General features: G+C 39.9%; 11 protein-coding genes. 6 read left to right on the top strand and 5 right to left on the bottom strand.

Annotated features, from left to right (window positions below):
• The first annotated feature begins 118 nt into the window (after nucleotides 1–118).
• Nucleotides 119–829 (top strand): DUF3581 family protein, encoded by a 711-nt coding sequence (locus ACMAZF_RS12270; RefSeq protein WP_435274104.1) that lies wholly within the window; start codon nucleotides 119–121, stop codon nucleotides 827–829.
• A gap of 133 nt (nucleotides 830–962) precedes the next feature.
• Here ACMAZF_RS12270 and ACMAZF_RS12265 read toward each other — a convergent pair whose 3' ends face one another.
• The 3 genes from ACMAZF_RS12265 to ACMAZF_RS12255 all read right to left on the bottom strand — a co-directional run bounded on the left by ACMAZF_RS12265 (nucleotide 963) and on the right by ACMAZF_RS12255 (nucleotide 5,440).
• The gene (locus tag ACMAZF_RS12265) at nucleotides 963–3,140 is read right to left on the bottom strand and encodes a S46 family peptidase (RefSeq protein ID WP_435274103.1); all 2,178 of its coding nucleotides are present in this window, start codon (nucleotides 3,138–3,140) and stop codon (nucleotides 963–965) included.
• Between the two features lie 207 nt (nucleotides 3,141–3,347).
• Entirely contained in the window at nucleotides 3,348–4,490 is a 1,143-nt protein-coding gene (locus ACMAZF_RS12260) for an RNA polymerase sigma factor (protein ID WP_435274102.1), read from the bottom strand.
• Between the two features lie 56 nt (nucleotides 4,491–4,546).
• The gene (locus tag ACMAZF_RS12255) at nucleotides 4,547–5,440 is read right to left on the bottom strand and encodes an alpha/beta fold hydrolase (RefSeq protein WP_435274101.1); all 894 of its coding nucleotides are present in this window, start codon (nucleotides 5,438–5,440) and stop codon (nucleotides 4,547–4,549) included.
• Nucleotides 5,441–5,706: 266 nt separating this feature from the next.
• On the opposite strand from ACMAZF_RS12255, the gene ACMAZF_RS12250 reads away from it, so the two are divergent.
• Both ACMAZF_RS12250 and ACMAZF_RS12245 read left to right on the top strand, forming a co-directional pair.
• A complete protein-coding gene (locus ACMAZF_RS12250; RefSeq protein ID WP_435277240.1) occupies nucleotides 5,707–6,264 on the top strand; it encodes a bacteriocin fulvocin C-related protein in 558 nt (185 codons plus the stop codon).
• A 14-nt stretch (nucleotides 6,265–6,278) separates the two neighbouring features.
• Nucleotides 6,279–6,641 (top strand): hypothetical protein, encoded by a 363-nt coding sequence (locus ACMAZF_RS12245; protein WP_435274100.1) that lies wholly within the window; start codon nucleotides 6,279–6,281, stop codon nucleotides 6,639–6,641.
• A 22-nt stretch (nucleotides 6,642–6,663) separates the two neighbouring features.
• On the opposite strand, the gene tnpC is transcribed toward ACMAZF_RS12245, so the two are convergent.
• Both tnpC and ACMAZF_RS12235 read right to left on the bottom strand, forming a co-directional pair.
• Nucleotides 6,664–8,103 carry an IS66 family transposase gene (tnpC, locus tag ACMAZF_RS12240; RefSeq protein WP_435274099.1) on the bottom strand — a complete coding sequence of 480 codons (1,440 nt, stop codon included), beginning with the start codon at nucleotides 8,101–8,103 and terminating at the stop codon, nucleotides 6,664–6,666.
• Nucleotides 8,104–8,293: 190 nt separating this feature from the next.
• Nucleotides 8,294–10,396: a prolyl oligopeptidase family serine peptidase gene (locus tag ACMAZF_RS12235; protein WP_435274098.1), complete on the bottom strand. Its 2,103-nt coding sequence runs from the start codon at nucleotides 10,394–10,396 to the stop codon at nucleotides 8,294–8,296.
• A gap of 221 nt (nucleotides 10,397–10,617) precedes the next feature.
• Here ACMAZF_RS12235 and metA point away from each other — a divergent pair, with 221 nt between their 5' ends.
• From metA to ACMAZF_RS12220, 3 genes are all read left to right on the top strand, one after another.
• The gene (gene metA / locus ACMAZF_RS12230) at nucleotides 10,618–11,553 is read left to right on the top strand and encodes a homoserine O-succinyltransferase MetA (protein ID WP_435274097.1); all 936 of its coding nucleotides are present in this window, start codon (nucleotides 10,618–10,620) and stop codon (nucleotides 11,551–11,553) included.
• Nucleotides 11,554–11,701: 148 nt separating this feature from the next.
• Nucleotides 11,702–12,886, top strand: coding sequence for a hypothetical protein (locus tag ACMAZF_RS12225; protein WP_435274096.1), 1,185 nt, complete (start codon nucleotides 11,702–11,704; stop codon nucleotides 12,884–12,886).
• Nucleotides 12,883–14,631 carry a diguanylate cyclase domain-containing protein gene (locus ACMAZF_RS12220; protein WP_435274095.1) on the top strand — a complete coding sequence of 583 codons (1,749 nt, stop codon included), beginning with the start codon at nucleotides 12,883–12,885 and terminating at the stop codon, nucleotides 14,629–14,631. The genes ACMAZF_RS12225 and ACMAZF_RS12220 overlap by 4 nt, the downstream gene beginning before the upstream one ends.
• Nucleotides 14,632–14,649: the final 18 nt, after the last annotated feature.

Here is a 14,649-nt window from a genome sequence, read left to right as displayed (position 1 = left end):
AATGGAATCTAGTGCCTCTTTTTTTGCCCATTTGATTGTCTGTTCAACCCTTTTGGTTTTAGCAATTATCGCGCAAGGCGAGGCTTGTTTTATTGTTTATTACGGCCACTAATTAGATATGAATATCAGTCAATACTTTAACCAAGGCGAGCCTTCGTCATTTTCTTTTACACGTGAACAAGCCAGTAAATTTGCCAAAGACATAGCTGGTGATTTTAATCCTTTGCACGATATCGAAACCAAGAAGTTTTGTGTACCAGGCGATTTACTTTTCTCAATCGCGTTGTCAAAGCTAGGTGTTAGCAAGAAGATGCAATTTACGTTTTCTGGCATGGTATCAGATGGTATTGAACTTGATTTTTCGTGTCAGGAATCTGCTGATATTAAAGTCATCGATGGCAATGAAAAAGAGTATATGTCGATTAACCGTGAAGGTGAGTCAACTGATAATCAAGAACTTGCTGCATCATTAGCACAACGTTATGTTGAGTTTTCTGGCCACACTTTTCCACACGTATTAGTACCTCTGATGGAAAAAGAAAATGCGATGATTAATCCTGCGCGTCCATTGGTTATTTACGAAAAGATGTCCATTGATTTACTGCGTTTAGATTTCACCAATCCTACGCTTGAAATTACTAATACATCACTAGAAGTTAATGGTAAACGCGGCCGTGCAACGTTGCAATTTTTCTTTAAAGTTGGCGATGAGATTGTTGGTTATGGTGAAAAGTTAATGGCGCTAAGCGGACTGCGAGAATTTGATGCAGAGGTTATTAACGCTGTCGTTACTGATTACGATGAGCGAAAGAACGCTTATTTCGCATAACGATTATGTTAGAGCAGCTTAGGCTGCTTTTTTTATTGTCTAAAATGAAAGTGTACGATTAGGCGTTCTATCGTCAATTGCCTAACTTATCTATCATGCGCCTGAAAGGGCGCATGATAGTGGATGGCTATATTTATTTAACGATAGTCATTTCATCAACAATATTTTGGGCACCGTCGATGTTTTCCATTGTCCATAGCATGAATGGCACACTGGTGTGGATTGCGCGTTTGTATTTAGTATCGTAATCCCAATCACCGATGATTGATTCATAAACACCGTCAAACACTAGACCAACAAATTCACCTCTACCGTTTAGGGTAGGAGAGCCTGAGTTACCACCCGTGATATCTAAGTTAGATAGGTAGTTTACTGGTACTGAGTCTAAATCTTTACGATAGTATTTACCGTAGTTTTTATCAGCGATGGCTTTGCGAATGTTATCGAATAAATCAAATTCAGCATCACCTGCTTTGTATTTAGCCAGTAAGCCTTCCAATGTAGTAAATGGCGTTGCAGTGATACCGTCTTGTGGTGAGTATCCCATAACGTTGCCGTAAGTGATACGCAGTGAGCTGTTCGCGTCAGCATATACTGGCTCGCCTTTACTCTTCTTGTAAGCAATCATTGCTTCCATGAAGGCAGGGCGGGCTTGTGCTAGTTTACCGAATAATGCTTCAGCTTTTTTCTCTAGCTTGCGATCGTTGTCGTACTGCGACACTGCAAATTGAATGTAAGGGTCTTTGCTATTTTTAAAATCGCTTACTGATTTATTCATCCATGCTAAACGCGTCGCTTCTTCATCAAGTTTGGTGTTTTTGTGCATTTTATTTAGTTTGGCTGCTAGTGTTTTCGCGTCAAACTTCTTACCAATGCTAAAGAACTTGTCAAATGTAGCGTTGCGTTCTTTCTTAGGTAATTGGGCGTAAAGACCAATAAAGTGCTCAAGTACTGCTTTGTCTACTGTGGCGTCATAACGACGGTTTACGCGTTTCATACCTTGAGTGAAACGGTTCATGTCGCGGTCTTGATAACCTTGTTTACGCTCAGTATCAGACTTAGTTTTTTCATTGGCTAAACGGTAAAGACGCTTGGCCACGCTCATCATATTTGTGCTACCTAAGTAGCCCATTAATAAATCACGTTCTTGACCTTTTTTACCTTGAGCAATTAACGCGTTTAGCTCAGTCAGTGCTTTGGCGTATTTGTTCTTACGCTGTTTAGAGCTGTTGATCCACTGTTGCAGCGCTTGTAGCTCTGCTTGTTTACGCTCGAGCATGTCGCCTTTGTTGTAACTTTCGATCATCGAACCAAAGTTTTTAGCGTAATTAGCTAGGCTCGCTAATGTGCTTTCGTATTTGATGCGTGCGTCACTGCCAGCTGGTGCTATGTCTTTGATAATATTGATGTAGTCTTCGCGATACTGTTTAGACGTTGGGTACACCCATGTAAATTGGTTTTCTACTTCATCAACCGTGCGATAACGATTGGTACGGCCTGGGTAACCAAGAACCATCACGTAATCGCTATTGCGAACACCATCGGCATTCACTTTTAGGAAGGCTTTTGGTTTAAATGGCACATTGTCTTTTGAATAATCTGCTGGTTTACCGTCTTTGCTAACGTACGCGCGGTAGAATGCCCAATCACCTGTGTGACGAGGCCACATCCAGTTGTCGGTATCGCCGCCGAATTTACCGATGCTTGATGGTGGAGCGTACACTAAACGCACGTCACGAATTGAAAGTTGTTTAATGAGGAAATATTCTAGGCCGCCGTGGAAACTGTAGACTTCACAGCGGTAATCTTGTGAGGTTTCACACGCAGAAACGAGTTCTTTTTGATTTTTTTCAATGGCTTTGAAATAAGCTTGTCCTTTCACTGATGAAGGAATCGAACCGGTAATCTTAGCAGTAACATCGGTGAGAGATTCTGTCACGTAAATACGAGAACCCGGCGCTGCTTGAAGTTCTTGAGATTTATCTTTAGCAACAAAACCTTGCTTTAATAAGTTTTTCTTTTCAGTCGAATTGTACTGAATTGAGCCGTAAGCACAGTGGTGGTTAGTAATTGCTAGGCCTGTGTCAGATAAAAATGATGCCGTACAACCACCCAGGCTGATAATCGCATTCATTGGGAACTGATCAAGGTTTTCCATCTGTGACGGATCTAATTTAAGTCCTGCTTTTTTAAGTTTGCCACTAATTTCTTTTAATTGATGTGGTTGCCACATGCCTTCATCAGCGAACGCGTTGCCAGCTAATAATGCTGACGCCAAAGGAATTGCCTTTAGCAAATTTTTGTTAAACATATTGTTCATTCCTAGATTGAAAAAAAGTTTTTCCAAAGTGTGTTTTTATCATAATTGGAAAATACCATCGGGCGTTATAATGTAACAAATGTTACTAAGTGGCAAGGGGGGAACATGAGCTATAGTTGTAAAAATATGTTTATAGAGAGAGCTTTCTGCTTTGACGCTTGTCATTAAGGCCAATGACAAGCACTTGTTTACGATTTCTTAAAACAAAAGCTCAAAGCGCCCACTTTGATATAAACCAATAATTAGTCCTGCACTGCCGCCGCCAAATCCCAATAAATAGCCCAACTTGCAGGTCCATTGACTGCGTGATAGCAATTTTTTAGCCCGTTGGTCATTAGGCGCTTGACGCTGGAGGTTTTGACGACTGATGGTGTTAGTCGTATTCACCACCACCGTTAATCCCATTAAGAAAAGTGCGTAGGTGATAACAGGCATTAACCAGCCTTGTGTCCATTGATAACTGGCGGTAAGGGCAAGGGCACTGCCAATTATCCAAATGTTACCGTGACGTTTTAAGCGTTTAAGAGAAGCAATGTCTTCATCATTATCGATATGCTTAATGGTTTTATTGATGGCAAAACTGTTGGCCAATACACCAAGGAACGCACCAATGATAGCGCCGCCTAACAGGTAGAATAATTTTGCCAACCAATGGCTTTGGCTTATGCTGGCTTGGCTCCCTAATGTCGCGGCAGCAACAGGGGAAGCTGTACTTGCTGCAAGTGCTAGAGAAATATCAATGGCAATTGGCGCCGTTGCAAAGAGCACTTTGCCGTACTTTTCTAATACCTGCTCTTTGAGTTGCTCACGCACGCGTTGTAATCTTTTGCGTACAGTGACTGTGGTTAATCCTAGAAGATTAGCAACAACGGCGCTGTCGTGCTCTTGACGATAATAAAGTAAAACGATTTCGCGACTTTCATCCGGTAACTGCTCTATTAGGTGATTAATCACCTGATTTTGTTGCTGCGTCATCATCGACTGTTCATTGAGATCGTGATTATTAACCACGTCGTTTAGCAATGATTCTATGGTGGCGTCATCGCTGGCTAACTCGGTGCGATGTTTGTTGTCACGCACAAAGTTAATGGCGGTATAACGGGTAATTTGACGTACCCAAGGTAAAATACTGTCGCTTGTTTTCAATTCACCGAGCTGTTGCCATATTTTGATAAATACGAGCTGGCTCACATCGTGGCTATGTTGTAGGTCGCGAGTGATATTGAGTGCAATTGCATGCACTGTGTTGTTGAGGTAATTAACAAGTATTGAGAAAGCTTGTTTATCGCCTGCTTGCGCAAGTTGTAGTGTTTGTTCGTTTAGCGTTGTTGATGAATGCATGGTGATCACCTTTTACTAAGGGCTGAGATATTATCAGCCCAATATTTTTAACGTTATTAGACGTCTGATTGTTGTGAAATATAAGTTTTGATCGTGTTTATTAACCAATCGGTTTGATCCCACATTAAAAAGTGATGTCCTTTGCTATTCATCTTTAGTTTTACTTGAGGTGCTTGCTGTATCTGCGCCTGGTACATTGCTTTGGCTGCTTGATGCTGCGCATCAGTGGTAAAAGCACCTGACGCGCCAATTAATAACACAGGATTTGTTAACTTGGCTAGTTTTGGCCGTAGATCGGTGGTCATTACAGAATGTAGTGCACTACCAGCCGTTGTTGCGTCCGAGTGTTTTGCCATGTCGATAATGTCGTTGTAGCGAGATGGTTGGTTAGTTTGCAGCATGATGCCTTGTTTGGTAAAAGCCACTAATTGCTCCGGTGTTGCTTGTTGGTACATAGTTTTCATGGCCGTTGCTTGTGGCATTAAATCATCCGCTGTAGTTTGATTGTTACGGGTAAAAATAGGGCCGATGAATGGTAAACCATCAACAGAAACAGCTGCTTTTAAGTTGATGTTTGGATTTAGTGATGCATCAAATGCTAATAGACCGCCCATGCTGTGACCAATGAGAATTGGGTTTTGTAATTTATTTGTTGAGAGGTAAGTTGCTAGCTCACCTTTGACTGCGCTCATGATAGTGCTTGCTTGGCCGCAGGCTTTATTTTTTCCAAACCCGGCGATTGATAGCTGGTGAACTTGATATTGCTTTGCTAAATCGTTGCGTACCTCTGTCCATACTGATTCATCACTAATAAACCCCGGTAACAGTAGTACGGCTTGCCCTTGACCTGACACGTTTGCGTTAAGGCATTGGGTTTCTGACGCCAATGAGTTGGATGTGAGTAACACGCTTGCTGCTGTTAGTGCGATTGAGAAAATTGTTTTTTTCATGATTGCTCCGAATAATTAGTAGGGTCACTAACTAAGTCACGAGTAATCGATAATGTGTGACAACTTTTTAGTTGGTTGACTTTTGAACAGTTGTCGCTTAACTTCGGAATTAGGAGTTTTACACATAGTATTCTGATAAATGTTTTTATCAGAATACTCTATTTAAATTTAAAGGAGTAAATTATGCGAAGATTGTTCTGTTCTGTTCTTTGATTTCTCTGCCATCTTATGGCTTAACATCGAAAAATTGCCCACCAGTGAAAGCTATGTCAATAGAGGCTGTCACATTAAGCGAAGAGCTAAAAATGGAGGGAGAAAGATTTAGTGAATTAGAAATTTATGACAAAGTGTTAACTTTGTCTCGCGACGATACATATAGAGTTTATGACGTTACTACATCTTTCCAAAAGCAGCTTTTGTGGCAAGCACATTTAAATTTAATGATGCAGAATGAACAGTTAACGAAAAAACAAAGACGTCTCATTGCACTCCTTAAAAATTACCTTCCTGTCATGTTTGACAAAAACAACACTGATTGGATCAGAAATCAAGTTATTAAACCTCAAATGAAGTTATTCGAAAATGCTGCTAAGTCGTTGTTGGGAAAGAAATTAGCGTATACTGCTTTAGTTGACCTAAAAGCATATAGCGGGCATTCAATTTTAAAGAGTGAAGTTCCCACCGTTGGTGTTCAGAGAGCTGCTATGTGTTCATGTAGCACTGAATCAGATTGGTGTTGGGGTAGTTGTTCGAGCGGCGGTTGTAGTCAATCGCATAGACAGTGCGGAACGTTATGGCAGCACAAGTGTGATGGTGGTTGTTAATATAGGATGGCTTTATGATGAAAAATAATTTATGGATTATATTCGCTTTAATGGGCGGTGTCTTAATGACGTCAATGATTGAACTCTATACAAAACAGGGATTACTTATTGTGATTCCAATTGGGCTGTGTACCCTAATAATTGGATTTTTAGTGCGCAATCGTCAATTTTCACAAAGATTTAGTGTGAATTTGATTTGTTGCATAATTCTAATGTTGAGCCTACATATTGCTATTGTACTGTTCCAACAGGTTCCGTCAATCTCGTTGCTAGGGTATTTATGGCGATTTGGTTTCATTGGTTTCGTCGGATTATCAGTCGCTGGATTTTGGTCTGTAGTTTTACGACCTAAGACATCGAATAAATATATCGCTTAATCTTACTCTAAAATAATTGTAACTATTCAGCCTTATCTTCAATAAATACATCTGGAAGCTGATTTTTGAATAGCAATTCAAGGGCTAGGCTTGCAGATACATATTGTTTTCTGCAAGTCGATAAATAGCTTCTGATCAAACAGAACATCTCTGCGCCTTGCATACTTCTAAAGCATCCAGATATTTTTTGATGAACTTTTGTCATCCTAATATCATTCTCGCCTTGATTATTGGTAAATGGGACAGCAGTGCTCGTCAGAAAGCGTAAGACATCATCTTGATAATCTCTTAATCGCTCTAACAATGCTCTGGATTTTGTTCGTTTTAATCGCCCTCGCTGACCTTTTATTCGGCTGTTTTCATCTGGCGCTGGACATTCAATTTCACCTGCGGCTAGTATTTTTTGATATTGCGTTAAGTATTGCCGCTTAGTGTCTTCGTCTAAGTTGGGGTTATCAATTTGATGTTTATTCATGTCCTTCAGTAAGGTTTGCAACGCCTTCGCCCATTGCATGCCATCTTGCTCCCATGCTCTTTCTAACTCTCGGATATGATGAGCATTGCATAAGGCATGTTGGCACTTGGTATATTGATAATACGGTTTCCAATGGTCATGACACAGTACACCACTAAAGTGAGGAAGAATATCGGCGTCATCCATCGCTATTTTTCCTCTTTTTTCATGAGGATAAAAATACGTCCACCATGTCGTTGACGCGCCATGAAGCCATCGCCGTTTTCCGCCGATATTAATACCTGTTTCATCAACATGTAATGTTTGATGAGGGCTTTGTAATGCCGTTTTTATGATATCTTCTGCACCTGATGACTTGACCAGTGCAGCGGCTTGCTCATTAAAGTTAAACAAACTACCCGCACTGACGGGGAGACCGAGCTGGTCGGCAAAGTATTCTTCAATACGATTATAAGGAAGTAATTGATATTGGGATAAGTAAACGGCATGCGCTTTCACACCAACGCCATACTGGATCGGACTGTTAACGCCTTCTGGAAATTCACCCTCAAAACGCTTTCCTTGCGCATTTTCCAGAATTTGCGCTTGGTATTCTGTCACCACTTTACTGATGTCGATATCGACAACTTGCCGCTTTTGAAAACCCACCTCACGATAACGTCCTTGAGGTAACATGTCTCGGTCAACTAAAATGACTTCTATCTCATCGGGCGTTTCTGTTTGAGTCAGCGTTTTACCCGTTCGGCCTTTTTGTCCACCCGCTAGCTTATCTGATTTAGCTTTGGTTTGTTTTTCTCGGTTAATATCTTTTGATGGCGGGATACTACTATTTTTACTGTTAAGTCCCAATTTACTGGCAAGCATAACAACGATAACAAGAATAAGCTCGATAGACATCTTCAACGCAGGCGTGAGTGTCTTATCTTCTTGTAACTGAGCTTTAGTTTGCTCAACTATTTCAGTGATGTTGATGCTGTTTAAGTTCATTGAAGCTAGGGCGATTAAGTCATAGCCCTAGCTTGGCATACTGGCAGGATCGGTCAATAGCTAAAAAGGATCCTTAGAAAATAATTTTCCCTAGTGAATAGTTACAAATAATTATCTAAATTTTGATTATGAATAAAGCCGATTTAATTGCTTAAATCGGCTTTTTATTACGGCTATTTTTATCTAACGATTATTTAAGTTGTTGCCATAAATAGCTGTAGATAAGAGCGTACATGTCAGCGCGCTGTTTGTTGTCAGCTGCACCAGCGTGACCGCCTTCCGTGTTTTCGTAGTAGTAAACATCGTGTCCAAGATCTTGCATCTTAGCGACCATTTTACGGGCATGGCCAGGATGTACACGATCATCTTTAGTCGATGTCGTGAAGAACACTTTTGGATAATCTGCTTTAGCATCTAGGTTGTGAAATGGTGAATAGGTTTTAATGTATTCCCACATCTCGGCATTGTCTGGATCGCCATATTCAGCAGCCCAGCTAGCGCCTGCTAATAGCTTGGTATAACGTTTCATATCAAGTAATGGCACCTGACAAACAACGGCGTTGTATAGATCTGGACGACGTGTAAATGCTGCCCCCATTAATAAACCGCCATTACTGCCACCTTGAATACCTAAGTGATCAGGTGAGGTAATTTTACGGTCGATTAAGTCCATCGCAATGGCTTCAAAATCTTCATAGGCTTTATGACGATTTTTCTTAAGCGCTGCTTGATGCCAGCTTGGGCCAAACTCACCGCCACCGCGAATATTAGATAGGACGTATACGCCGCCTTTTTCTAACCAGTTTTTACCTTGTAACGCACTGTAAGATGGTTTTAGTGATACTTCAAAACCGCCGTATCCGTATAGCAATGTAGGATTTTTACCGTTTAACTCAATGTCTTTTTTCATGATGGCAAAGTAAGGAACTTTGGTGCCATCTTTAGACGTTGCCCAATATTGGTGAGTCACTAAATCATCACTGTTAAACTGTGATTTTTGCGCTTTTAATTGGGTTAGTTTTCCTGTTTCACCACTTACTTTATACAGCGTAGAAGGCTTGAGGAAGCTGGTGTAATTTAAGAAGAAATCATCAGTGCTTTCGTTGGTATTAAATACGCTGATGTTGCCTTTGTCATCGATATCAACTGGCGTGCTTTTCCATTGTCCTGCATCGTTAGTGAAACGCAGTACTTTTGATTTCACGTTATCTAATACAGTCACTAACAGTGTAGATTTAGTTGCCTGTACTGAATTGATTGCTAAACTCGCCGTTGGCGTAATAAGCGTTTTGTAGTTAGCTGTTCCCTTCAATACGTCATCAACTGGAGCAAAAATAACACTGCCTTGTTTGAATGTGCTGCCGTTTACTGTCCATGAGCTCTTTAGTTGAATAAAGATATCGCCATTTAAAAATGCACTTAAACTAGCATCTTTTGGGATAGGCAATTTTACTTGTTTGTCGCCTTGTAGGATATACATTGCTCGTGAGTAAAATGAGGTGCCATCATAAATCATATCGAGGCTGTTTTTACCGTCACGCATGACAAAGCCAGAGGCTGATACAGACGTTTTGTCGGCTTTATAAACTTGTTTTGCGCTAGATAATGGCGTGCCACGCTGCCAAATCTTTACCACACCAGGGTAACCAGAATCGGTTAAGCTGCCTGCGCCGAAATCTGTGCCAACGAATACAGAGTTTTCGTCGCGCCAGCTAATCGAGCTTTTCGCTTCAGGTAGCTTAAAGCCATCATCGACAAATGATTTAGTCGCCATATTAAATTCACGGACTACAACAGCATCGCTGCCACCGGGTGACAATTTCACTAAACAGTGATTGTAATCTGGGTATAAACAATCCATGCCTTTGTAAACCCAGCTCATGCCATCTTTTGCAGCGAGAGCGTCAATATCTAATACCGTTTCCCACGTCGGGTTATCTTTTTGATATTCACTTAAGGTTGTACGGCGATATAAACCGCGTTGGTTATTTTTGTCTGTCCAAAAGTTATACAGGTAATCGCCACGTTGTGATGCATATGCAATACGATCATTTGAGTTAAGAAGGGCTAGATTTGCATCATAGCTTTGCTGATAAACAGCATTAGATTTTAGCGAGGAAAACGCTTTTTTATTTTGAGTTTCAACCCAGTTTAAAGGGGCTTCACCTTGAACTTCTTCAAGCCAAAGATAATCGCTATCTGGTTTAGTGACGCTCGTGGTTTCTTGTGTCGACTGACACGCACTTAACGCCAAAGTGGCAAGTGAAGCAGTGACAATTGCAGTTTTTTTCATAACTAAATCCGTTGATTGTGTTGTTATTAGAATTTTTCACAGGCTAACTTAGCGAGACACTGGTTGGGAGTCAATGGAGCATCTGATATTTGTCGTAAGCAGATGTGTATAAAATATTAGTAATTTTAGATAAAACGTATAAACATCTAGACGTCTAGATGCCTTTGGGTTAAATTGTCTACATGATGTTGCGTTGACTAATAAATTGAAGCGAGTTTGTTGTGCCGATTAATATTCCAGATAAGTTACCTGCAAAGGATGAATTACAAGAAGAAAATATCTTTGTAATGAGTGAAAGCCGAGCGCTTAGCCAACAAATTCGGCCAATGAAGGTGTTATTACTTAACTTAATGCCCAATAAAATTGAAACAGAAACTCAAATCTTACGCTTATTAGCCAACACGCCGTTACAGGTAGATGTTGAGTTTTTACGAATTCATAGCAATATTTCCAAACATACGCCGCAAGATCACATGAATGACTTCTATCGTGACTTTGAGGATATTAAAGAGCGCAATTTCGATGGGCTTATCATTACTGGCGCGCCACTAGGTGATGTTGATTTTGATGATGTGATTTACTGGGAAAAAATTACGGCGGTTTTCGATTGGTCGACACAACATGTGACATCAACGCTCTTTCTGTGCTGGGCGGCGCATGCGGCGTTTTATCACCTGTATGACATTAAGCGATATATTCGAGAGCGTAAAATTGCCGGTGTATTTTTACATCATCGTCATCAATCACATGATCCTCTTTTACGTGGCTTTGATGATGATTTTTGGGTGCCGCATTCGCGACTTGCTCAAATGAATGTTGATGAACTTCGGGCGCATCCAGATTTGGATATTTTAGCGGATTCTACAGAAGCCGGTGCATATCTTGTTGTTAGTAAAGATAGACGACGCCTATTTGTTTTGGGACATCCTGAATACAATGTCACTACGTTGGGGGATGAGTTTAAGCGTGATGACACTGCTGGGTTAAATCCTGATGTCCCAAACAACTATTTTCCAGCTGATGATCCTTTGCAAGCGCCAAAAGGCTGCTGGCGTAGTCATGCAAATTTGTTAGTGTCTAATTGGCTAAATTACTACGTCTATCAAATTACGCCGTTTGATTTATCACATTTGCACCGTAGAACACCGTGGGAATAACACACTTTAGAAAAGTCTCACTAGCATTAATTGATAATGACATTATAATTGGCGCCTAATCATCATAAGGTGATTATGGTTCTTATTATCATTGAGTTGTTCGTTGAATTATTTTTCTATTAAACGTTTTTGGCTGGTCTGTTGTTTGATGTGGTGTCCTTCGTGGCTATTTGCGTCCGACTACAAGTTTGAGCAGCTCATTAATGACTTTCCTGTTCAAGCCATCAAACAATTATCAACAGATCATAAAAATTCTCATACAGTTGAGCGCTTATCTATTGCTCAGCACTTGTCTAACGCTGAGCTGGCTCTAGCACGTATTCATGCTGCTATTGTGCAGGGAGCTTTTGAACAAGCTAATAAGCAATTAACGGAAGTGAATCAAAGACTGTTGTCTGGTAATGAATTAGCCTACTTTTACTATTTGAATGCGCTTAACCTTGCTCATCAATTTAATGGTGTTGGTGCGATGGATTATTTAAACCGCTTAAAAGTGGCTGATAACCCTAGTGTATTGGGTAACCCGCAATTTAGCTATTTGCTTGTTTATGCACGTATTTATTTTAATGCGAATGAACTCAACTTGTTCTCTAATACCCTTATTCAATTACGATCACTTCAAAATGACAAGTTCAGTGCTCGGGAATTTTGCCAGTTAGCTAACCTAAACCTACAGTCTTTGATGACTAAGAATAAGCCAAAATCAAATACACAATTGTACGAAAGTACGGCTGAAAATTGTTTGATTGAACATCTTGGTATTGTCGCTGCAGACAGTTTTTATCAATTGGCCGCTGTTGATATTGCGCGTAACAAAGTGAACCAACAAACGGCACAATATCTGGAAAAATCAGCGCGAATATATCAGTCTCAACATATCGTTAATCGTCTTGTTGATACATATTTATTAAGTGCTGAAGTTGCTTTGATGAAAGGTAACTTACCCCATGCCGCGTCAACGTTACAAACGATAGAAGCGCTACTAGAAACTAAAACTACACCAAAGCAAAAAATCGCGTTTCATCAATTAAGTGCCCAGTATTATCAACGCATTGGTGAGTTAGGTAATGCAATGAAGGCTTTAGAATCCTTTGTTGAAGACAAAGCAAAGCTGGAAAAAAACAAACGTAGCGATAATGTTTCGTTTTTGACGTTTCGGATCAGTGAAAATAAGCAACGATTAGCACGGGCAATTGAACAAGAAAAGCGAGCTATTAAACGCAGTACAGAAAGTGAAAGTAATTACTGCTTCTTGCTTGTTGGTATCGGTTTTCTTGCGATGATTGGCTTAATTAGCTTGATATTGATTGCCATTAGTAGGTCAAAACGATGAAGTATATTTTTTATTTTTTCGTTTCATTGTCGGTTTTATTTAATGTCCAAGCGAATTCTAATGCCGAAAGACCATTAGAACAAAGCGTTGGTGAAAAAATTCGTAAAGCGGGAGAGTTAGCTTATTCTGATAGCGATCAGGCATTTAAACTGCTGAAAGAGATTTCTGCAGATGAACTCACCCCTGAATTTAAAATACAACATGCATTTATTCATTTGAAATTGACTGTCATCGCAGGAAAATATGAGGAAGGAAAAAGAAAAATAGACGCAATGAAGCCGCAAGACATGCCACCTAAATATTTGGTGCTGTATTACAAATATGCGATTCAGTTAAGTCAGATTCTAGGCGATTACGTTCAAGCATTTCAGTATTTAAACTACGCGGATCAATTGTCAGAAGAAGAAGTTCCATTGGTCGATTGGGTCAATATTCTTTTGGTGGCTGCGGAGCTCAATATTGAAGCGGGAACTTTCAAAACATCAAAATATTGGCTAGATAAAGCGCAAGTTATTGCAAGTCGAACAGATGATGATGTGCTGAAATGTAATGTGCTTGATAGTACGATTTATTGGTTAATTGTCCAAAAGGATTACGTTGAATTTTCCAAATTGTTAAATTCTGCGAGAGCTGCTTGTCAAAAAGCTGGTGATGTATCAGTTTTGAATTTATTTAAAGTGATGGAGTCTTTTCCTTATAAAGAACAAAAAGATTATGCTAAAGAGGAGCTTATTCTCACTCAAGCGCTTGAATTAATGAGTGGCATAAGTGCTGATTTTAACTACCGTCAAGCACAACTTTTGTTGGCGGAATCCTATATTAATCAAGGGAAGTTAAATCAAGGCAATGTATTAGTAACACAGTTGTATGACGTTTTCTTTGAATATGATTTAGCGAGTGATTTAGCCACGCTACATCGACTAAAAAGTATGATTGCGAAGCAACAAGGTAATCATCAATTAGCGGTTGAAGAACTTAATCGCGCGGTATCTTATCAAGATAGCTATGACCAAGCGGTAAATGAAAATCAACTTGCCCATTTAAATGCACTGTTTGCGAGCGCCAATAATAAATTGCAAAGTCAATTAGATAAACTTGTTGAACAACGAGTCACTATTGATGAAGAGATCATAAGGCTAAAGGCATTTTTTACTTATGCGATCGCTTTGCTCACGTTGATTGGAGCTGCTTTAGCTACATCAATGTATATGCGCCGCCAGTATTTATCAGTCATTACCGTTGATAAACATGATGCGCTAACAGGTGTACTGACTCAGCAAGGGGGGGGATCTGAGTTAGAGAACTACAGCAAGCTAAATAATCTGCAAAATAGCAAAGTATCAATGGCATTAATAAGTATTGATGAGTTAGCGATGTTAAAACATAGCTTTAGCGTCGATAAAGCGGATAGAGTACTTGTAATTACAGCTGCTAAATTGACCGAGTTAAAGAATGAGACAGATATTCTTTTTCGTTATGACGATGATACTTTTGCATTGATTGTTTTTCAGCGTGATTATGAAGACATTGTTACTTATTTAAAACGTGTTACAAAGCCATTTACGCCGAAAACCATTGCTCGTCTAAAAGATCAAACGCTTCACTTGAGTGTTTTATACACTGACGCTTCAATGATTGAAATGTTAAACCGTGAAACGTTAAACGCGACATTAATGAACCTGCTTAACTCATCCAAGCAATCTCATCGCGACGAACAAGGTTATGTAGCTTGCTTAGACGACTAACTGTCATTTCAGCTTTAC

Origin of the sequence: Psychrobium sp. nBUS_13 (assembly GCF_051201665.1) — a bacterium.
Taxonomy (GTDB): domain Bacteria; phylum Pseudomonadota; class Gammaproteobacteria; order Enterobacterales; family Psychrobiaceae; genus Psychrobium.
This window is presented reverse-complemented; position numbering and strand designations above follow the sequence as displayed.